Genomic DNA, 20,052 nt, shown 5'->3' with positions numbered 1-20,052 from the left:
CCAATGAGGCGCCAGGCTTCACGGCGTAATCTCGCCTGTTGCACGAAGGCTACCGATTTCCACCCGACGCTGGAACTTCAGTGCTGTTCATCACCATTTTCGATCCCATTTCCCAAGCAACGTATCGAACTGGCCTACAGACGGCTCAACTGTTCCAGCAAATCAACGGGAACATCGATCCCATCATTCTGTGCGTTGGCCATTGCGTGGGAATATCGCTGCCCGTCGAGGCGGCGTGGGCGATGTTCACGAATGCCGCGGCGCTGCAGGCCTGGTCGAACAACAGGGGGATGCCATCGGCCGAGGGCGCGGCAAATGAGAGCGGATTGGTCGAGTAGGTCTTGCCCTTGGCGCCAGGAACGGCCACCAGCGCCGGTCCGTTTGCGACTGCCAAGGCAATCAGCCCGGCCTGGGCAAACCGCAGCGTGTAGTCGCCCAGCTCGCCGCTGGTGAAACTGTTGCATTGGCTCAGGCGGCCATGCCATTGGCGTGCGCGGCATCGCACAGCGAATCGAAACACCGATCGACACCCAGCTGGGCAATTCCGCCTTGGGCATCAGACTTGAAGATAATCGCGCCGGCCCGGGAGATGCATGGCTCGGCACGTGGATTAATGCGTCCGGATGAAAAACCCGGTAAGTAATCGGCGAGATGCCGAAACCCCACGGCCTGGTTACCGCGCGCTTGCGCAGCCACGGTGGCGTGGGCCAGTGAGTCGGCAACCGCGGGTGAGCAGCCCTTCGCTTCGCAGAGGTGCTTCACCCAGTCGACCGCTTCATCCAGGGTAAAGCGACGATAAGTCGTGGTCTTCAAGGGTATCGCCTGAATATTCGTTCGATGCATTCGATGCCCTTCACCAAGGGCATCGGATGGCAACACAACTATCGGATAGCGGCCATTACTGGGCCGGTGTCACGGCAGCGGTCTGGCTGCCGAACATCGCTTCGAAGCGGGGCTTGTTGGCGGCGTAGTACTCGGCAACGACCTTGTCTGCCGAACTGTCACGGGCGGACGACATCAACTTCTCAAGGTCGGCCTTGGGAATCTTGAAGTTGGCAAAGAACCGCGCGACATCGGGATGCTCGGCGCTAAAGCCTTTGCGGGCAATCGCGTGAATCTGCTCGGCGCCGCCAAACACCTGCTTCGGGTCATCCAGGTAACGCAGTGGCCACTTGGCGAACATCCAATGAGGACTCCAGGCGTTGACCAACGACCACTTGTCCCGCTTGTTGTTGCGATCCAACTCACTGAGCATGCCGGACTCTGAAGACGCGACCATCTTGTAGCCATCGAGCTTGTACTCCTTGATGGCCTTCTCAGTGAGTTTGTATTGGCCGTTGCCCACTTCCGACGTCAGGATCTTGCCGCCGAGCTTTTCCCGCACTTCAGGCTTGTTCAGGTCTTCGACACTGGCCAGCTCGCTGGTGGGAATGGACGTTGGCACCGCCATGCCGATCCGACCTTCATACAGCACACCGAGGTCTTCGAGCTTGTCTTTGTATTTGTCGTAGAACGACTTGTGAGTGCTCGGCAGCCAAACCATCGGGATCAGGTCGATATTGCCGTTGGCCAAGGCCTGGAACTGAATGCCAATATCGGCGAGCACCAATTTGACCGGTTGCTTCAAGTGGTCGCGCAATGCGGTATCGGCCAGCTTTACAGCGATTTCCGTATCCGACCAATTCACCCAACCGATACGAATGGGCGTGGGTTCCTCGGCGTGGGCGATCAGACTGCCGCAGGCCAATGCAAGGCCGGCAAACCAGCCGATAAAAGTTTTATTGGATAACGTCATCATGTGCATCTCCGCAGACTGTATTAATAGTTATTGGCAGGGCAGCAGAAGCATTCATTTCCCATCGCGGCCGCGCACGGCCATGGGTAAGTTCTAATTATGAAAATCACGGCTATCGAGTGTGGCCTACCCTCCTTCGCCCGTTGGCGGGTTGAATCTTTCAAGGTTGTCGATAAACCCGTGGCGAGGGAGCTTGCTACCTCGCCACGGGTTCGTCGTTTAACGTCTTGAATTCAAAATGCTTTTTCGAGCGCCGGCAGTGCTTCGAACAGGTCCGCCACCAGCATGTAATCCGCCAGTTGCGCAATCGGCGCTTCAGCGTCCTGGTTGATCGTGACGATGGGGTGACCGGTTGGACGATCTGGAACATCCCTGTTTCGACTGGATGGTAATCCTGGTTTTTCCGTCAGGCAAGAAAAATGTACATGTGTGTCCCAATCGTTGACACACGTGAACATTCGACCTACCGTTGTGTCAAAACCAAGCCTGATGTTCTGTTCCCGGAGCAACACCATGTCCAGTGATCCTCTGCTGCAGCCCTATAAGATCAAGCACCTGACCCTCAAGAACCGGATCATGACCACCTCCCATGAGCCCGCTTATCCTGTCGACGGCATGCCGAAGGATTTGTACCGCGCTTATCACGTCGAACGCGCCAAGGCCGGCGTGGCGCTGACCATGACGGCGGGCTCCGCCGCTGTTTCCCGTGACAGCCCGCCGGTGTTCAACAACGTGCTGGCGTACAAGGACGAAGTGGTCAAATGGATGAAGGACCTGACCGACGAATGCCACGAACACGGCGCGGCGGTGATGATCCAACTGACCCACCTGGGCAGGCGCACCCGCTGGGACAAGGCTGACTGGCTCCCGGTCGTGTCACCGTCCCATCGCCGCGAAGCGTCCCACCGGGCCTTTCCGAAAAAAATGGAAGAGTGGGACATCGACCGGATCATCAAGGATTATGTGGACGCCGCCGAACGCATGAAGGCCGCCGGCCTCGATGGCTTGGAACTGCAGGCGTACGGGCACCTCATGGATCAGTTCTGGTCGCCACTGACCAACGATCTCGATGGCCCTTACGGTGGTTCTCTGGAAAACCGCATGCGCTTCACCTTCGAGGTGTTGCGCGGTATCCGCCAGCGCTGCGGTGAGGATTTCCTGCTCGGGGTGCGCTACACCGGTGACGAAGACCTGCCCGGCGGCTTTGGCGCCAGCGACGGCCTGCAGATTTCCCACATGCTCAAGGACAGCGGCCTGGTGGACTTCCTCAACGTCGTTCGTGGGCACATCGATACCGACGCCGGCCTCACCGACGTGATTCCGATCCAAGGCATGCGCAACTCGCCGCACCTGGATTTCGCCGGTGAGATTCGCTCCGCTACGGGCTTCCCGACATTCCATGCGGCCAAGATCCCGGACGTTGCCACGGCGCGGCACGCCATCGCCTCCGGCAAGGTCGACATGATCGGCATGACCCGCGCACACATGACCGACCCGCACATCGTGCGCAAGATCATCGAAAAGCGTGAAGAGGAAATCCGCCCATGCGTGGGCGCCAATTACTGCTTGGACCGCATCTACCAGGGCGGCGCCGCGTATTGCATCCACAACGCCGCCACCGGGCGCGAAACAACCATGCCCCACGAAATCCCCAAGGCGGCGGTCAAGCGCAAGGTGGTGGTGATCGGCACCGGCCCGGCGGGCCTGGAGGCGGCACGGGTGGCCGGCGAACGTGGCCACGAGGTCACGGTGTTCGAAGTCGCGGATCATCCGGGTGGACAGATCCGCTTGACCGCGCAGAGCGAGCGGCGGCGCGAGATGATCAGCATCATCGACTGGCGCATGGCGCAATGCGAGCGGTTGGGCGTGAAGTTTCAATTCAACACTTGGGCCGAGGCCGAGACGGTCATGGCCGCAGAGCCGGACGTGGTGATCGTCGCCACCGGCGGCTTGCCGCACACCGAGGTGCTCAAGCACGGCAATGAACTGGTGGTGTCGACTTGGGACATCATTTCCGGCGACATCAAGCCCGGCAAGAACGTGCTGATTTTCGACGACGCGGGCGACCACGCAGCGCTACAGGCGGCCGAAGTGATCGCCAACAGCGGCGCAAAACTGGAGATCGTCACGCCGGACCGCTCGTTCGCGCCGGAGGTGATGGCAATGAACCTGGTGCCTTACATGCGCAGCCTGCAAGACCTGGACGTCACCTTCACAGTCACCTATCGGGTTGACTCCGTGGAAAAACGCGACGGTCGCCTGGTGGTCAACTTCGGCAGCGACTACGGCCAGGTGCACAAGCAGCGGGTGGTCGATCAGGTGGTGGTCAACCACGGCACCCTGCCCCTGGATGACCTGTATTTCGAATTGCGCCCGCATTCGAACAACAACGGTGCGGTCGAACAACAGGATCTGATTGCCGGGAAAACCCAAAATATCGTGACCAACCCCGAAGGCCGTTTCCAGTTGTTCCGGATCGGCGACGCGGTGTCGGCGCGCAATACCCATGCGGCGATCTACGATGCCTTGCGGCTGGTGAAAGACATTTGAAGTGGTGCCCTTGATCCCAGGGATCAGGGGCATTTTTTTATGCGCTGGTGAAGGGCTTCGTTCTATCAGGCTTAGAGCCCCTTGCGAGCCACGCTGGCACCTGCCTGCAACGCCCTTGCGACCTGCTCCTCAAAATGCCCTTCGGTCATCGTCTGCAAAGCGGCGGCCGTTACACCACGGTAGGCGACCAAAGCATCGATCATTTGCTGGGCGTCGCGGCTCGCCAGCAATTGACTGCTGTTGACCACGACATTTTTCGCGGCAAGCTGCGCGATGTCGCCAGGGATGCCGGCTGCCATCGCCTGATTGGCCAACACAGTCATCAGCAAGGCCGGAAAGGCCGGACCGGTGCCCGAGAGTGCGGACAAGTAATCAATGAAGTCCTCTTCCTGAACCTCAGCTGCCGTACCCACGCATTCGAACACGCGCTGCACAAAGCTTCTCGTTGTCGCCTCTACCTCTCCAGCACAATACCAAGGCGTGAAGGACTGGCCGATTTCCACCGCCGCGTTGGGCATCGCCCGCACGACCGCCGCAGGGGAGGTCTGCGCGACGATCACTTGTGCCTTGATCCCGGCCATCAGGGAGATAACGGTCTTGCCAGTCGCGTTGATATTCAGACGGGTGAAATGCTCGGGGCGAACCGCAATGATGATAACGTCGCTGCGATCGACCAAGTCCTGGTTATCCGTGACCAGGCAGGCGCCTTGTTGTGCCAATGGGTGACTGCCCGAACGGTTGGAAATGACCAGGTTGCCTGCCGGCAGCAGTGCCTTCGCCAACACTGCCTTGGCAATCGCGCCGCCCAACCAACCGGTTCCGCCAATGATCCCCAGGGTTTCATTGATCATCGGCGGTGCCCTCGTCGAACGTGTCGGTCAAGGGAACGAAAACCCCCGGCTCTTTTTCGGCATAGCCGAACTTCCCGTAGAAACGATCCAGTTCGCGCTGCTTGGGGATTTTACCGGTGAAGATGCTCACGTAATGAGGAATGCGCTGGAAGCGCACGGTGATCAGCTCAGTCGTGTTCATGGTGATGTAGCCAATCTGCGTCAGATAGATCGTTCGGGCCCGGGTGTCAGCGCCTTGGCTGTCATAGCCAAAGCGCTTGAACATGCTTGCCAGGGCGTTCATTCGCTGCTCATCTACCGCCGCGACCTCTTGAGCCACTTCAGCGGACTGAAGCGCCCAACTGCGCACGGCAAACTCGAACTGCGAGTCGAACAGCTGAGGGTTAAGCCAGCACTCGAACACATTCAGGATCGCCTCGGAGATGCTTTCGGCATAGCTTTCACTTTGCCGGACCAAGCCTCCCGTATTGGTCTCCCGCCAACGCGATAGCAACGCAGCCAGCAGTTGCTCGCGGTCTTCGAAGAACCAGTAGAAGCTGGTGCGTGACAAGCCCAGGCGCTTGGCCAGCGGCATGACCCGGACAGCATCGATGCCCGACTCCTTCAGAGCTTCGTAGGCCGCTTCCAGCCAGCCCTCCGGCGAGCCCCGCCAGCCTGCGTCCTGGGCCTTACTACGGGCCTTCCCTACCTGCGGCATCGTGCGCCTCCTTCTTCAAATACGTAATAGAAATGTACCCTGATGATCCCTTAATGTACACATGAGTACATTCTATTGACTTGACGGTATTGAGCACTACTGGCAGGAAACCATGGAAACCCTGGCCCAGGTGACGTTCGCCACTCTGGTGTGCGAGATCATCGCGCGCCGCCCTGCAGATTCGCTACGAAACGGGCCATCCCTTGATCGTGCGGGATGAAGCCGGTACCGTCCTGGGCATCTTGCGCGACGATGACCTGTATCGGGCACTGCTGGGGCACAACCTGTCGCACCCCGTGCCCGATGAGCCCGCACGAGAATCTTCGGTGGCGTGAGTCACCCGGCACGGCGTTGGAACACACCTATGCAACCCAGCGATATCGATAAAAAGGTCAAGGGCTATCGGCGGTTGATACCGTCGATGACGGCGTTGCTGGAATTCGAAGCCGTGGCGCGGCTGGCCAGTTTCACCCTGGCCGCCCAAGAGCTGGGCGTGACGCAGGCGGCCGTCAGCAAACAGATCCGGTTATTGGAAGATACCCTGGGGACCAAGCTGTTCCATCGGCTTCATCGGTCGATCAAGCTGACCCACGAAGGCTATGTGCTGCACCTGGTCGTCGCCGAGTCCATTCATCGCATGGCCAGTGTCTTCGACAAAATTGCCGAGGGCATTGGTGAGCAAGAGATCACCATCGCCTGCACGCAAGCGTTTTCCCACTCGAGAATACTCCCCCGGTTGATTGCACTGCGCACCCTGCAACCGAAGTTGAAGTTGCGCTTGCTGACCCAACAGGTCTCCCCCAGTTCATACCGGGATGACGTCGACCTGGCCATCCGTTTCGGCAATGGGAAATGGGAGGATGGCAGTTCGCTTTTCCTGTTCGATGAAGAAGTGTTTCCCGTTTGCGCGCCAGCCTGGCTGGCCGCCAACGCGGCCCCCTCGTCCGTCACCGATTTTTTGGACACGGCGCTGATTGACTCCGATTCCACCCTGGAAGGCTGGATGACCTGGAACCGTTGGTGCCGGGAACTCGGCGATGGGCGTCCCAAGCTCACCTATTCATTTCGCTGCAGTTCCTATAACGATGCGATCGAGGCGGCCATCCAAGGCCACGGCATTGCACTGGGATGGAGTCGACTGATCGCGCATCGACTCAACAGTGGTGAGCTGATCAGAATTACGCCTTACGTGGTCAAGCCAAAAGACGCTTATTACCTGGTTATTCCGAGCGGTCGAAAACTGGAGCCCATCACCCAGGCGCTGATCGATTGGCTGCGCGACGACAGTTACCTAAACCCTTGATTAAATAGCTTTTTAAGGCCTGCTTTACGCATAACGCAAAGTTATGCGAGCGTGAAAATAAAGCGCATTGACGGCCTTATCCCACCTTTCCAAACTGTACTCGCCGCCTGATCAACTTTGCGTTTGAGCGAGACCCATAATGACAATTAATACCGTGAAGACCCATCGTGAACTCCTGACCGACCGCACGCCCGGCCATGGCATGCCGGGCGGTTTGTTTGGTCGCCAGGATGTTTTTGAAACCGACGTCGATATCTTTTTTACCCAGCATTGGATTCTGGTGGGGGTCACCAGCGACGTCCCCGAACCCGGTGATGTCTCGACCATCGACATTGGCAAGTCATCCATCCTCCTGGTGCGCGACGATGACGAGCATGTGCAGGCGTTTCGCAATGTCTGCCGGCACCGCGGCGCTCGCTTGAAACCGGCCGGCAAGTCGACGGTGGGCATGCTGGTCTGCCCTTATCACCAGTGGACCTACGACCTGGACGGCAGCCTGAAACATGCGGCACACATGGGCCAGGCGTTCGACCCTAAATGCAAAAGCCTGATTCCGGTGCACACTCGGGTGATCGGCATCCATGTCTTCGTCTGCCTGGGCGACGAACCGCCAGAAGACATCTTGTACCTTGACCAGGTCATGACACCGCGTTTCGCCCAATATGACATTGCCCACTCCAAGATCGCCTACGAATCGGAAATCATCGAGAACGGCAATTGGAAACTGGTGATCGAGAATAACCGCGAGTGTTATCACTGCGCCGCCACCCACCCGGAATTGACCGCCTCTTTCCTGCCCGAAGATTTCGGTTTCTGCACCGACGGGCTGGGCGAGGATTCACTCCAGGCGCTGGCGGAGTATCACCGCCGCAACGCCGAGACCAAGGCCAACTGGGAGCGCGAAGGTTATATCTGCGAGGCCGTCGAACACCTGGGCGAAGACGTCGTGACCCAGTTCCGCTCGCAGCGACTGGCCATTGCCGGCGACGGCGAATCCCAGACCCTGGACACCCGCGTGGCGTGCACCCGACTGTTTGGCGACCTCACGCGCCGCGACTTGGGCGACGTGCATCTTTGGACGCACAACTCATGGGCCCACGTCATGAGCGACCACGCCGTGGTTTCTTACATCATCCCGCTGGCACCCGATAAGACCCTGGTGCGCACCAAATGGCTGGTCCATGCCGATGCCGTCGAAGGCGTCGATTACCAGTTGGATAAGCTGACCGAAGTCTGGGTCGCGACCAACCAGCAAGACGCCAACCTCGTCGGCATCACCCACAGCGGCACCCAGGATCCGGCCTACACGCCCGGGCCGCTCTCGGCCTTTACCGAAACCTATGTCGACCAGTTCTCCCGCTGGTACGCGGCGCGTCTGGCCGCCCATGGCGTGTGAGGAATGAACATGACGACCTACGAAAACCCGACACGCCCCGCAAGCGCCAGCGTAGTCCAGCGTTTCACCGACCCGGCCACCTGGGGCACGTTCGGCGCGCAATGGCACAGCGGTGAACAGAAAACCCTGCAATGCTGCGCCGTACGCCCGGAAACCCATGACGTAAAGACCTTCATTTTTCGCTGTGCGGACTTCAGCGCGCTGAGCTTCGAGCCCGGTCAATTCATCACCCTCTCGCCGACCATTGGTGGGCAGACCATTGCCCGCTGCTACACCCTGTCGTCCTCCCCGACCCGGCCGTTTGCGTTTTCCATTACCGTCAAGCGCGTGCCGGGGGGCACGGTGTCGAACTGGCTGCATGACCACCTCAAGCCCGGCGACCGCCTGAAGGCCTCCGGCCCGGCGGGTAGCTTTACGCCGGTCGGTCATCCGGCGACCAAGTTGTTGTACCTGTCCGCCGGTTCCGGCGTAACGCCCCTGATGTCGATGACCCGGGCTGCCTGCGACATGGCCGGCAACCTCGACATCGTGTTTGTACACAGCGCCCGCACGCCCACCGACATCATCTTCCATGCAGAGTTGACGCGCATGCAGGCTGCCATGCCGGGGGTGCGGGTCATCAGTGTTTGCGAAGGGCTCGGCGACACCACTCAATGGCAACAACCGATAGGCCGGCTCGACTTGTCGTTGTTGAGCCAACACGTGCCGGACTACAAGGAACGGGAAATCTTTACCTGCGGTCCCCAGGGCTACATGGAAGCGGTCAAGACGCTGCTCAAGGAAGCGGCGTTCGATTTCGCCCATTACCATCAGGAAAGCTTTGACATTGCCGTGCTGAATGACGAACCGTTGATCGAGCAGGCTCCTTCGTTCAACCAGCAAGATGTCTTCACCGTGACCCTGTCGCGCTCAGGCAAGACGTTCAGCATGCCGGCCAATCAGACCGTGCTGTCTGCCGCCAAGAAAGCCGGTGCGATCGTGCCCTCCTCCTGCAGCCAGGGCGTTTGTGGCACCTGCAAGACCACCCTGCTCCAGGGCACGGTAGACATGAACCACAACGGCGGCATCAGGCAACGGGAAATCGACAAAGGCCTGCGTTTGCTGTGCTGCAGCAAGCCCACTTCCGACCTGGTCCTTGATCTTTAATCCTCAAAAACCAGAACCGACGGCCGATACCCATGACAAGACCCCAGTGACCTGGGTTGCTGGATGACGATGGGGATCGTAATGACTGAAATTTATCTGCTGATAGCGAACGGCTCGGATCAGGGCGAGCCCTATGTCCTGGGTTGGTTCGATGACAGAAACAAAGCCAGGGAAGTGGCCGAGCAAAAAGAATGGGAGGCTTATCGGGCCCGCTTGAAGGCGGAGCATCCCTGGTCAAGCTATAAACCGCTGGCGCCGGACAAGACCGAATACCGGCGTTATTGGATCAAGACCATTGCAAAATTCGAACATGTCTCTGTTCCGAGGTCCCTGGCGCTTCACTGAACGGCGCCTTCCCCTCTCACCTCTTCGTAGCGATTGACGCCAGAAAATTTACCGAACCGAGCACGCTCGCCAGGGGTCTAGAAAATTAAGCCCATCTGATGAGAGTGTTCTTATGTTGAAGTTTCTTGGTGGTACCGTTGGGATCATCTTCCTGATCGGCCTGATCGTGGTCATCGCCCTGTTCAAGTTCATCTTCTGATTGAAGTGCGGTAGGCGATGGCCCTACCGCTTGTCCTCTGACATTGGCAAGGACGCCAGGATCCGGGCACGGCAGACCTCGAGTATTTCATTTGCCAGCGGAGCGTCGTCCGGGCAGGCCCGCGACAACATCAGCGCGCCGACGGCCTGTGCGAACAGACTGATCATGGCCGCCCGCTCTACTCCGTCAGGCGCTTGCGGCCCGGCGTCGTGTTTTTCTGCAAGTGACGCCAGGGTGCTTTCCATGCCGCTGGCGAACGTGGCCTTCAACCCGTCGGATTGACGCGCCGCATCGCCGCACAGCGCCGCCAGGGTGCAACCATTGCCCCGCGCATCACGGTGCTCCTTGGAAACATACATCTGGAAGAACTCAGCCACGTCCATCTCGCCAGCGCCTGCCAGCGATCGCGAAAGACTGTTCGCGGCCGCTTCAGCCATCAGGTCGCTTTTCGAACCGAAATGTTTGTAGAAACCGCCATGGGTGAAGCCGGCGGCAGCCATCAAATCCGCCACGCCTATGCCGTCAAAGCCTCGCTCACGAAACAACACCGAAGCCGTCTCGACGATGTGCTCCCGGTTTGCCTGGGCCTGGGCCTTGGTCACTCTCATGTTTATTACCTCGTAGCCGTTCGAATCATGCCTGCATCATACATAGATGCCGGTCGTAATCATATTCATTGACAGTTTAGATTCTGATCATCATCCTAAGATCACCAACGCAACGCTGTCCTCGAATCCTTGAAGAGACTCACCTCATGACCACTCCCACAACCGTTCTCATCACCGGCGCTTCCACCGGTATCGGTGCTGTCTATGCCAAGCGCTTTGCGCAACGCGGGCACAACCTGGTGCTGGTTGCCCGCGACAACGCGCGACTGCAAGCCTTGGCGGCCGAGCTGCGCAGCGAACACAGCGTCAGCGTCGATGTGCTCCAGGCCGACCTGACCCAAACTGGCGATCTGCACACCGTCGAGGCGCGCCTGCGTGACGACGCCAGCATCGGGATTCTGATCAACAACGCCGGAGCCGCCCAATCCGGCAGTTTCATCGAACAGACCACCGACAGCGTCGCGCACCTCGTTTCGCTCAACACCACCGCATTGGTTCGACTGGCCAGCGCCATCGCCCCCCGCTTGGCGCACGCCGGCGACGGCGCGATCGTCAACATTGGCTCAGTGGTCGGCCTGGCGCCGGAGTTCGGCATGACGGTCTACGGTGCGACCAAGGCATTCGTGCTGTTTCTCTCCCAAGGGCTCAGCCTGGAGCTTTCGCCCAAGGGCGTTTACGTACAAGCCGTTCTACCCGCCGCCACCCGCACCGAAATCTGGGACCGCGCGGGCATCGACATCAACGGCCTCAGCGAAATCATGGAAGTCGGCGACCTGGTCGATGCCGCATTGGTCGGATTCGATCGCCGCGAACCAGTGACCATTCCGCCCCTGCAGGACGGCGCTCAATGGGACGCCTTACAGGCTGCGCGGCAAGGGTTGTTGGCGCAAATCAAGCAGTCGACGGTGGCCGAGCGGTATCGGGTCCAGGGCTGACAGTTGCGTCGCGGGGGCCGAATCAACGGCTCCCCAGCTGATCTTCGATCCTGCTACCGCCTCAACGCTACTAGGCCTGAAGCCTCAACGCCCTGATGATAGAAGCATGCACAACGTGAATAATGCGCTTTCCATGACAACAGTTCACCCGCAGGATGCGCGTCAGGATCAACACATCAGGATCGGATCATGCCATTTGAGACTTGGTTGCTTTACTTGGTTACCTGCTGCGGCATAGCGGTAGTCCCAGGTCCCAACGCGTTATTGGCGCTGACCCATGGAGCGATTCACGGAAGCCGCAAAACGCTGTTCACCATCACCGGCGGCGTACTCGGCTTCGCGTTGGTGCTTTCGCTTTGCGCGTTGGGATTGGGCGCACTCATCCAGGCGTCGGCCACCTGGTTCACCGCGTTGAAAATCGTCGGCGGTCTCTATTTGATTTGGTTGGGCTTCGGGCTGTGGCGATCTCCACCGGTCAGCCTTGAGGCAACCGGCACAGACAGCTTGCGACCTTCGTCGCTGTTCCGCCAAGGGTTGGTGTCAGCCATTTCCAATCCCAAGGCCCTGCTGCTGTTCACCGCATTCATCCCGCCATTCCTGGATCCGCACAGAAACATTGTCGTACAGACGATCGCCATCGCGCTGACCTACGCCGTCGTCGAGTTCGCCGTTGAGTATCTGGTGGCCAGCGCAGCGCACCGAGTCAGACCTTGGCTGGCTCGCACCGGTCGCCGTTTCAATAAAGTCTGTGGAGGATTTTTTGTGCTATTTGGATTGTCCCTGCCCATCCACAGCTGAAGACAGGATGCACTATCATGAGCCTGCGCTCATGATGCGCATTTCTGACGCAGCGCCGGGACACCGTACACATGAGAGATCTGCCGCCAACCGCTACATTGCGTGCATTTGAAGCAGCCACCCGGCACGCGACCTTTACCGCTGCCGCCGATGAGCTGCACGTTACCCAAAGCGCGGTCAGTCACCAGCTCAAGCATCTGGAAGCGCTTTGGGGATTGCAGTTGTTCGAGCGTGGCAAATCATTAAGCCTCACGGCGGCGGGTGCTACGCTGGCGCCCATCGTTCGGGAGTTCTTCATGAGCCTTGAGGCGTCCCTGGCCGATCTGCGCGAGCAAAAAGGCCGAGTCCGGCTCGAAGTCAGCACCACCTATTCCTTCGCCCTGAAATGGCTGCTGCCGCGTTTGCCGAATCTTTCCCGCCAGCATCCCGAGCTGTTGGTTTCGCTGGACACCACGGACAAAATCATTCATTTCTCCAACGCCCAGGCCGACGTCGCGATCCGGCTCGGCAAGGGCAGTTACCCCGGGCTCTATTCGGAATACCTGTTCGGCGAGCAGGTGTTCCCGGTGGCGAGCCCCGATCTGCTGCAGCGCTTCGGGACACCGCGCAGCCCCGCCGAATTGTTGCATTACCCGCTGCTGACCCGAGACGGCGCCGAGCTCGTGCCGAAATGGGAGGCTTGGTTCGAAAAGGTCGGGCTGGAATTTTTGCCACTCAAGGAAAGCGTCAGGTTTGGCGATACCAACATGACGGTCGAAGCAGCCTTGCTCGGCCAGGGCGTTGCCTTGGTGCGCAGCGGGCATGTTCAAACCGAAATCAGCGATGGCCGTCTGGTGCGGCTGTTCGATGTGCCATTCTCCTCACCGCTTGCCTACTATTTCGTCTGTCCAAAAGGCATCGAATCGCAGCCACACATCGTGAGTTTTCGCCAGTGGTTGATGAGTGAGGCGCTGAAAGTCCAACGTTCCTATGAGTGAGGCATGAACGTTTCCTCATGAAGCGATGAGGAGACTTCGCTGTAGGCCCGGCGTTGGTTTGCTTAACATCGGCGCATGCCTATCCACATCGTTCTTCTGGTTCTTTTCGCCGCGCTCCTGCATGCCAGCTGGAATGCACTCCTGCGCGGTGGCGCCGATCGCCTATGGTCGATGACGATGATGTGCATCGCTGTCGCCATCGCCAGTGTCATCGCCGCGGCGTTCATGCCGCCACCGGCGCCTGCCAGTTGGGGCTATGCGCTGCTTTCGGCGCTGCTGCACGTCGGCTACAACCTGTTTCTGGTGCGCAGCTACCGGGTCGGCGACTTGGGGCAGGTCTATCCGATATCCCGTGGATCGTCGCCGGTGTTGATCACTCTGGGCGCCGCCGTCTTCGCCGGAGAAACCATCGCCCCCGCTACGTTATTCGGTATTGCGCTGGTGTCAGGCGGGATCATCTCGCTGGCTTTCAGGGGCCGCAAACTGTCGGTTCCCAGCCTTCCCTATGCGCTGGGGACTGGCTGCTTCATCGCCGCCTACAGCGTCACCGACGGTATTGGCGCCAGGCTTTCCGGCGCGCCGCTCGCCTACACCGTATGGATGTGCGCGTTGTGGGGCGTGATGATGCCTGTGGTGTACATCGGTCTGCGCGACGCTCGCAGTTTATTCTCCGTCCGGCCCGGCATGTTGACCGCCCTGGCCGGCGGGCTGGTCTCTTTGCTGGCCTATGGAATCGTCATCTACGCCATGAACGCAGCGCCCTTGGGCGCGGTTTCGGCATTGCGCGAAACCAGCGTGCTGTTCGCAGCATTGATCGGCTACCTGTTCCTCGGCGAGACACTCACCACCCGCCGCCTCCTGGCGTGCGCCGTGATCGTTAGCGGGATCCTCATCATCGGCTAATATAGCCAACTGCCCTCCATTTGCCCGATTCTCTGCGCCCAGCAGGCGGTGAAGCGCATGTCCTATCGGCACAACGGTCCGGGCGGCGTGGTGATCAACATCTCTTCGGCATCGGCGCGCCTCGGCAGCCCCAATGAATAGGTCGACTATGCAAAGGGGCGGCAAATGATTGGATGGCCAAGCTGGCGAGATCGCCGCAAAAATGTTAGTTCTCGAGCCAATACTCACGGCGTTCAGGCCCCAACGATATGACAGGCATCGAGGCACCCTTCGCTGACTGGGAGCTGCTGGATCTTGAATGGCACCAAGGCTTCGCGTTCATGGACGGCGTGCTGCTGGGCGACGGGCAAGTGCCCGACGTGTACATCATGCTCAATCTTGAAGGCGCACACCCAGGCGAGTTGGCGCGATGCGCCAATGATGGACATTATCCGCCCTCGCCCTTGCTGGCCGGCCAGCCGGTCTGGCGGCACCGCCGCAACCCTTGGGTCTTGCGCAATGCGCTGCGCGATTACTACCTGCTCCCAGCCTACCGTGAACGCCACGGCTACCATGCGCTCCAAACGTTGGCGTTTCAGTTCGACAAGGGCCTGGAAAGCCTCGGCTATCAGTACTGGCGTGACGAAACCGGCGCCTATTGGTTCGGCGAGTACGCGATCACCCAAGTCCCGGAGGCACGGTCCGAAAGCCTGGCCCTGTTGGCATCGTCGCCAGCCTCGGTGACTTCAGCTTCTGCCCTGTTCAGCGACGGGGTGAATATCTTTCTGCAGGGACAATTCATCGCCAGCGCCACGACGCGGGTGCGGTATTGCAATCACCCGTCCTACCGAGTGATCGACGATCAGGTCTACAAGGGTTACAAACCCCTGCACCAGAAAGACGGCACGCCGCTGCCAATCAGAAACCCTGACGACTTCCGAATGCTCGCCCAACGCTGGGGAACCGATGGACAATCGATCATCGTCCAAGCGCAGCAAGGCTCGAGCATTTCCTATGAATACTTCTACCGCATCGACAATGCCGACTTGGCCACCTTCTCTGTGCTCAACGAACGCTACGCCAAGGACCGGCACCGCGCCTATTACCTGACCGGCAAGAGCATTCGCTACGTTGGCGATTTCCACCTGCTCAAGTGCTGCCAGCCAACGTTCGATGAGGGCGGCCGCGTGGTCGGCGCCAGCGAATACGAGGATGAGTATTTTGCCGTGGACGACCTGTACGTCTACGCCGCCGGCACGCGCTTGCGTGACGCCCATGGCCCGAGTTTTCGACACTTGGGGTTCGATTATTACTGTGACCACCGGCACGTCTACCGACACCAGAAACGCCTGGATGTCGAGCTGGAAAGCTTCGTCGTGACCCAGCTCTACCGCGATGAGCAGGATCACTCGCCGGTGCTGGCGGGTGACAAGCATGGCCCGCTGGGCTCTGGCGGAATCATCGACGCAGCGATGCAGCAGGAATGGGCGCCCTACTTCGAGGCCCATCCGCAGCTCAAAGGTTACTGGTGGCACCGCTTGCAGGCGCAGCCTGAAGAACCGCAAATACAGGCAGATACGCTGCCGCTAGAGGCCATCGGTCTCGGTTTTGAACGGGGCCGCCAGGTCTATTTCCACGGGCGCGTTATCAACGGACTGGACGCGGCAAGTTTCAAATTGCTCGACACGCACCTGTGCGGCGATGTCCAAGGCTTGTATCTGATCCCGTTCCATAATGCGCAAACGGAAGTGCCCGAGCGGTTTTCCCAGGAACCGGTGGAGCACTTCCGCTCACTCGGCGGGCCCTACCTGACGGACGGAAAAACCGTGTTCTGCCACCGGGTTTTTTATCAGCCCCCCGAACCGATTCGTAAGGCGCAAGTCGCTACTTTCGAGTCCTGCGGGCACGGCTGGGCCAAGGACCGGGACTTGGTGTATTACTACGGCGAGGCGAAGAAAAAGCTACGTCCTTGCGATACCCGTTTTTTAGGCACCTATGCCATCAGCCCTGATCTGATCCTCTCGGAAGGCAAGCCGCTGGATGTGGCATTCGATCCCGATGAAGTCCGCGTACCGCATCCCGACTTCCTGCAACTGGGCACGCGCAAGTTGTTCTGCCACCGACGCCCACTGAGCGCCAAGCGTATCGACCTGGCCACTCTGGAATTCCTGACCGACCGTTATGCCCGGGACAAGTATCGAATCTACCACTACGACGGCTATGCGACCTTGACTGAAGTCGATGAAGCGCAGTATCGGGAAACGCTGGGGTAGTGGCCCAGGCAGGTTCAACAATGAAAAGCATAGTCCCGCAAAAGTCACGCCCATGAAAAAGGCCAATGCTGTGAACATTGGCCTAAGTCATTGAAAAATATGGTCGGGACGGAGTGATTCGAACACTCGACCCCTAGCACCCCATGCTAGTGCGCTACCGGACTGCGCTACGCCCCGACTAGGCGTGAATCTTGTTCCGCTTCTCAACGGAACGCTCAGGAATATATCGCAAGCTTTTGAAAACTGGAAGTATTTAAAAGCAGAAATTTATTTCTTGAGCACCACCAGCACGTCTTCGAGCTCGGCGATCATCTGGCGGATCATTTGTTTGTACTGGGTTGTATCGTCTTTGGCTTCATCACCGGAAAGGCGCAGGCGTGCGCCGCCAATGGTGAACCCCTGGTCATACAGCAGCGCGCGGATCTGCCGGATCATCAGTACGTCTTGTCGCTGATAATACCGGCGGTTTCCGCGGCGCTTGACCGGGTTGAGTTGAGGAAACTCCTGCTCCCAATAGCGCAGCACGTGCGGTTTTACCGCACACAGCTCGCTGACTTCACCAATGGTGAAGTAGCGTTTGCCCGGGATGACGGGTAGTTCGTCGTTATGACTTGGTTCCAGCATAAGCCTCAACTCGGGCCTTCAACTTCTGCCCTGGACGAAAGGTGACCACACGGCGAGCCGTGATCGGGATTTCTTCTCCCGTTTTCGGATTGCGGCCAGGCCGCTGACGTTTGTCCCGGAGGTCAAAATTGCCGAAACCGGACAATTTGACCTGTTCGTTGTCTTCGAGAGCGTGCCTGATTTCTTCGAAAAACAGTTCGACCAATTCTTTGGCCTCCCGTTTATTCAGGCCCAACTCCTCATACAGACGTTCCGCCATCTCAGCTTTCGTCAGAGCCCCCATACGTCACTTCCTTAACGTGGCGTTCAACCTGTTTTCGAGCGAGGTGAGGATATTCTGCGTTGCGGTATTCACCTCATCGTCGTTAAGAGTGCGCGATGGATGCTGCCAGGTCAAGCCGACTGCAAGGCTTTTTCTATGCGGATCAATACCTTTACCCTGATACACGTCAAATAGCCTGAGGTCCGTTAGCCAGTCGCCTGCATTTTCACGAATTACCGCCAACACAGCGCTGGACGCGACACCGACATCAGCCACCAGGGCCAGGTCACGACGCACTTCAGGAAAGCGCGATAACTCTTGGAATTTCGGCATTTTTCCTTGGGCGACTTCGGCCAGGACCAGCTCGAAAACAAAGACCGGACGATCCAGGCCCAGGGTTTTTGACAGTTCAGGGTGAATGGCACCGACGTAGCCAACTTCACGCCCGTCCCGCTCGATGCGCGCGGTTTGCCCAGGGTGCAGCGCCGGATGCTTGCCCGGTACGAAAGTGAACGCGTGGAGCGCGCCGGCGAAGCCCAGCACTGCTTCCACGTCGGCCTTGATGTCGAAGAAGTCCACGACATCGCGACCTTGCGCCCAGCCTTCCGGCAGGCGGCTGCCACAGACCACACCGGCGAGCATCGGCTCTTGCTTCAGGCCGTCCAGCTGACCCACGAAGCGCAGGCCGCTTTCGAACAGGCGTACGCGATCCTGCTGTCGATTCAGGTTGTGCTGCAGCGACTTGACCAGGCCTGGCCAAAGGGATGAGCGCATAGCCGCCATGTCGTTGGAAATCGGGTTTGCCAACAACAGCGGCGCGACGCCCGGATTGAACAGCTCGAACTGGCGTGGATCGATGAAGCTGTAGGTGATCGCTTCCTGATACCCACGGGCCACCAGCAGGCGACGCAGCTCCGGCAGGTCGCTACGGGCCTCAGCCTTGGCTTGCGGAGCCAGGCGGGCTTGCGGATAGCGAACCGGCAGGCGGTTGTAGCCGTACAGGCGAGCCAGCTCCTCGATCAGGTCGACTTCCAGGCTGATATCGAAACGATGACTTGGCACTTCGACGCGCCACTGCCCTTCCCCGTCCGCGCGGATGGTCAGGCCCAGGGCACTGAGCAGGCGCTCGACTTCAGCCGGGTCCATTGCCATGCCCAGCATCTGGGTGATGCGCTGGGCACGCAGGGTGACCGGTGCAATCTTGGGCAGGTGCTGTTCGCTGACGGCCTCGATGATCGGGCCGGCTTCGCCACCGGTGATTTCCAGCAGCAGGCCAGTGGCGCGCTCCATGGCTTCACGGGCGAGCTGCCAGTCCACGCCACGCTCGTAACGGTGCGAGGCATCGGTGTGCAGGCCGTACGAGCGAGCCTTGCCAGCAACGGCGATCTGGTCGAAGAAGGCGCTTTCAAGGAATACGTCGCGAGTGGTCGTGGAGACGCCGCTGTGCTCGCCCCCCATCACGCCGGCAATCGCCAGGGCGCGGGTATGGTCGGCAATCACCAGCGTATCGCTGCGCAAGGTCACTTCCTGGCCGTCGAGCAGCACCAGCTTCTCGCCTTCGTCGGCCATGCGCACGCGAATACCGCCGTTGATTTCGGCAAGATCGAAGGCGTGCAGCGGTTGGCCCAGCTCAAGCATCACGTAGTTGGTGATGTCGACAGCCGCGTCGATGCTGCGCACATCGGAGCGACGCAGGCGCTCGATCATCCACAGCGGCGTCGGCTTGGACAGGTCGACGTTACGGATCACGCGACCCAGGTAGCGCGGACAGGCCGCGGGCGCCAGTACGTCGACCGGACGCACTTCGTCATGCACCGCGGGGACCGGCGCGACCACGGGACGCGTGACAGGCGCGGCATACAAGGCGCCGACTTCACGGGCCAGGCCGGCCACCGACAGGCAGTCGCCACGGTTCGGCGTCAAGTCGACCTCGATGCTCGCATCGTCCAGGCCCAGATACTGGCGGATGTCCTGGCCTACCGGCGCATCGGCCGGAAGCTCCATCAAGCCATCATTGCCTTCGCCAACCTGCAGTTCAGCCTGGGAGCACAACATGCCGTTGGACTCGACGCCGCGCAGCTTGGCTTTCTTGATCTTGAAGTCGCCCGGCAGTTCGGCACCGATCATGGCGAACGGAATTTTCAAGCCGGGGCGCACGTTTGGCGCACCACAAACCACCTGGAACGTTTGCGCGCCGTTGCTGACCTGGCAAACCCGCAGCTTGTCAGCGTCAGGGTGCTGCTCGGTGCTCAGCACCTCGCCCACGACCACACCGTTGAATGCACCGGCGGCCGACGTCACGCTATCGACCTCAAGACCGGCCATCGACAGGCGAGCAACCAGCTCGTCCTGGCTTACCTGCGGGCTTACCCAGCCGCGCAGCCACTGTTCACTGAATTTCATCCTGCTCT

At 59.6% G+C, this 20,052-nt stretch carries 21 protein-coding genes, 1 tRNA gene and 1 pseudogene; 12 read left to right on the top strand and 11 right to left on the bottom strand.

Annotated elements, in window-relative coordinates; all coding sequences use genetic code 11:
- Positions 1 to 145 precede the first annotated feature (145 nt).
- The 4 genes from J3P82_RS09680 to J3P82_RS09665 all read right to left on the bottom strand — a co-directional run bounded on the left by J3P82_RS09680 (position 146) and on the right by J3P82_RS09665 (position 2,310).
- Positions 146 to 520 carry an Ldh family oxidoreductase gene (locus tag J3P82_RS09680; protein ID WP_434562593.1) on the bottom strand — a complete coding sequence of 125 codons (375 nt, stop codon included), beginning with the start codon at positions 518 to 520 and terminating at the stop codon, positions 146 to 148.
- The gene (locus J3P82_RS09675; protein ID WP_434562591.1) at positions 469 to 813 is read right to left on the bottom strand and encodes an Ldh family oxidoreductase; all 345 of its coding nucleotides are present in this window, start codon (positions 811 to 813) and stop codon (positions 469 to 471) included. The genes J3P82_RS09680 and J3P82_RS09675 overlap by 52 nt, the downstream gene beginning before the upstream one ends.
- An 85-nt stretch (positions 814 to 898) precedes the next feature.
- On the bottom strand, positions 899 to 1,798 hold the full coding sequence (locus J3P82_RS09670; protein ID WP_434562589.1) for a glycine betaine ABC transporter substrate-binding protein: 900 nt from the start codon (positions 1,796 to 1,798) through the stop codon (positions 899 to 901).
- Positions 1,799 to 2,028: 230 nt separating this feature from the next.
- Positions 2,029 to 2,310 (bottom strand): hypothetical protein, encoded by a 282-nt coding sequence (locus J3P82_RS09665; protein ID WP_434562587.1) that lies wholly within the window; start codon positions 2,308 to 2,310, stop codon positions 2,029 to 2,031.
- Here J3P82_RS09665 and J3P82_RS09660 point away from each other — a divergent pair.
- Positions 2,309 to 4,345 (top strand): FAD-dependent oxidoreductase, encoded by a 2,037-nt coding sequence (locus tag J3P82_RS09660; RefSeq protein WP_434562585.1) that lies wholly within the window; start codon positions 2,309 to 2,311, stop codon positions 4,343 to 4,345. The genes J3P82_RS09665 and J3P82_RS09660 overlap by 2 nt on opposite strands.
- Before the next feature lie 71 nt (positions 4,346 to 4,416).
- On the opposite strand, the gene J3P82_RS09655 is transcribed toward J3P82_RS09660, so the two are convergent.
- Together J3P82_RS09655 and J3P82_RS09650 are read right to left on the bottom strand one after the other, a co-directional pair.
- Positions 4,417 to 5,196, bottom strand: coding sequence for a pyrroline-5-carboxylate reductase family protein (locus tag J3P82_RS09655; RefSeq protein ID WP_434562583.1), 780 nt, complete (start codon positions 5,194 to 5,196; stop codon positions 4,417 to 4,419).
- Positions 5,186 to 5,893, bottom strand: coding sequence for a TetR/AcrR family transcriptional regulator (locus J3P82_RS09650; RefSeq protein WP_434562581.1), 708 nt, complete (start codon positions 5,891 to 5,893; stop codon positions 5,186 to 5,188). The genes J3P82_RS09655 and J3P82_RS09650 overlap by 11 nt, the downstream gene beginning before the upstream one ends.
- Before the next feature lie 203 nt (positions 5,894 to 6,096).
- On the opposite strand from J3P82_RS09650, the gene J3P82_RS09645 reads away from it, so the two are divergent.
- The 5 genes from J3P82_RS09645 (at position 6,097) to J3P82_RS09625 (ending at position 10,083) form a co-directional block, all read left to right on the top strand.
- A complete protein-coding gene (locus tag J3P82_RS09645) occupies positions 6,097 to 6,228 on the top strand; it encodes a hypothetical protein (protein ID WP_434562579.1) in 132 nt (43 codons plus the stop codon).
- Positions 6,229 to 6,257: 29 nt separating this feature from the next.
- Entirely contained in the window at positions 6,258 to 7,196 is a 939-nt protein-coding gene (locus J3P82_RS09640) for a LysR substrate-binding domain-containing protein (protein WP_434562577.1), read from the top strand.
- A gap of 139 nt (positions 7,197 to 7,335) precedes the next feature.
- Positions 7,336 to 8,592, top strand: coding sequence for an aromatic ring-hydroxylating oxygenase subunit alpha (locus J3P82_RS09635; RefSeq protein WP_434562575.1), 1,257 nt, complete (start codon positions 7,336 to 7,338; stop codon positions 8,590 to 8,592).
- A 9-nt stretch (positions 8,593 to 8,601) separates the two neighbouring features.
- Positions 8,602 to 9,738, top strand: a complete 1,137-nt coding sequence (locus tag J3P82_RS09630) for an FAD-binding oxidoreductase (RefSeq protein ID WP_434562573.1) — start codon at positions 8,602 to 8,604, stop codon at positions 9,736 to 9,738.
- Between the two features lie 81 nt (positions 9,739 to 9,819).
- The gene (locus J3P82_RS09625; protein ID WP_434562571.1) at positions 9,820 to 10,083 is read left to right on the top strand and encodes a hypothetical protein; all 264 of its coding nucleotides are present in this window, start codon (positions 9,820 to 9,822) and stop codon (positions 10,081 to 10,083) included.
- A gap of 222 nt (positions 10,084 to 10,305) precedes the next feature.
- Here J3P82_RS09625 and J3P82_RS09620 read toward each other — a convergent pair whose 3' ends face one another.
- Positions 10,306 to 10,890 (bottom strand): TetR/AcrR family transcriptional regulator, encoded by a 585-nt coding sequence (locus J3P82_RS09620; protein WP_434562569.1) that lies wholly within the window; start codon positions 10,888 to 10,890, stop codon positions 10,306 to 10,308.
- Between the two features lie 146 nt (positions 10,891 to 11,036).
- Between J3P82_RS09620 and J3P82_RS09615 the strand changes: the two genes are divergently transcribed.
- From J3P82_RS09615 to J3P82_RS09590, 6 genes and pseudogenes are all read left to right on the top strand, one after another.
- On the top strand, positions 11,037 to 11,825 hold the full coding sequence (locus J3P82_RS09615; protein ID WP_434562567.1) for an SDR family NAD(P)-dependent oxidoreductase: 789 nt from the start codon (positions 11,037 to 11,039) through the stop codon (positions 11,823 to 11,825).
- A 189-nt stretch (positions 11,826 to 12,014) separates the two neighbouring features.
- Entirely contained in the window at positions 12,015 to 12,623 is a 609-nt protein-coding gene (locus tag J3P82_RS09610) for a LysE family translocator (RefSeq protein WP_434562565.1), read from the top strand.
- Positions 12,624 to 12,694: 71 nt separating this feature from the next.
- A complete protein-coding gene (gene gcvA, locus J3P82_RS09605) occupies positions 12,695 to 13,600 on the top strand; it encodes a transcriptional regulator GcvA (RefSeq protein WP_434562563.1) in 906 nt (301 codons plus the stop codon).
- 75 nt (positions 13,601 to 13,675) lie between these two features.
- Positions 13,676 to 14,503 carry an EamA family transporter gene (locus J3P82_RS09600; protein ID WP_434562561.1) on the top strand — a complete coding sequence of 276 codons (828 nt, stop codon included), beginning with the start codon at positions 13,676 to 13,678 and terminating at the stop codon, positions 14,501 to 14,503.
- 15 nt (positions 14,504 to 14,518) lie between these two features.
- Positions 14,519 to 14,641, top strand: a pseudogene (locus J3P82_RS09595) (NAD(P)-dependent oxidoreductase); the annotation flags it as partial.
- Between the two features lie 110 nt (positions 14,642 to 14,751).
- Positions 14,752 to 16,755: a DKNYY domain-containing protein gene (locus J3P82_RS09590; RefSeq protein ID WP_434562559.1), complete on the top strand. Its 2,004-nt coding sequence runs from the start codon at positions 14,752 to 14,754 to the stop codon at positions 16,753 to 16,755.
- Positions 16,756 to 16,855: 100 nt separating this feature from the next.
- On the opposite strand, the gene J3P82_RS09585 is transcribed toward J3P82_RS09590, so the two are convergent.
- From J3P82_RS09585 to pheT, 4 genes are all read right to left on the bottom strand, one after another.
- Positions 16,856 to 16,932: transfer RNA gene (locus J3P82_RS09585), tRNA-Pro, on the bottom strand.
- Positions 16,933 to 17,022: 90 nt separating this feature from the next.
- Entirely contained in the window at positions 17,023 to 17,379 is a 357-nt protein-coding gene (locus J3P82_RS09580) for a MerR family transcriptional regulator (protein WP_003179985.1), read from the bottom strand.
- Positions 17,360 to 17,662 carry an integration host factor subunit alpha gene (ihfA, locus tag J3P82_RS09575; protein WP_002553164.1) on the bottom strand — a complete coding sequence of 101 codons (303 nt, stop codon included), beginning with the start codon at positions 17,660 to 17,662 and terminating at the stop codon, positions 17,360 to 17,362. The genes J3P82_RS09580 and ihfA overlap by 20 nt, the downstream gene beginning before the upstream one ends.
- 3 nt (positions 17,663 to 17,665) lie before the next feature.
- On the bottom strand, positions 17,666 to 20,044 hold the full coding sequence (gene pheT / locus J3P82_RS09570) for a phenylalanine--tRNA ligase subunit beta (RefSeq protein ID WP_434562557.1): 2,379 nt from the start codon (positions 20,042 to 20,044) through the stop codon (positions 17,666 to 17,668).
- Positions 20,045 to 20,052: the final 8 nt, after the last annotated feature.

This window comes from Pseudomonas sp. Z4-20 (assembly GCF_051131955.1).
GTDB lineage: Bacteria > Pseudomonadota > Gammaproteobacteria > Pseudomonadales > Pseudomonadaceae > Aquipseudomonas > Aquipseudomonas marvdashtae.
This window is presented reverse-complemented; position numbering and strand designations above follow the sequence as displayed.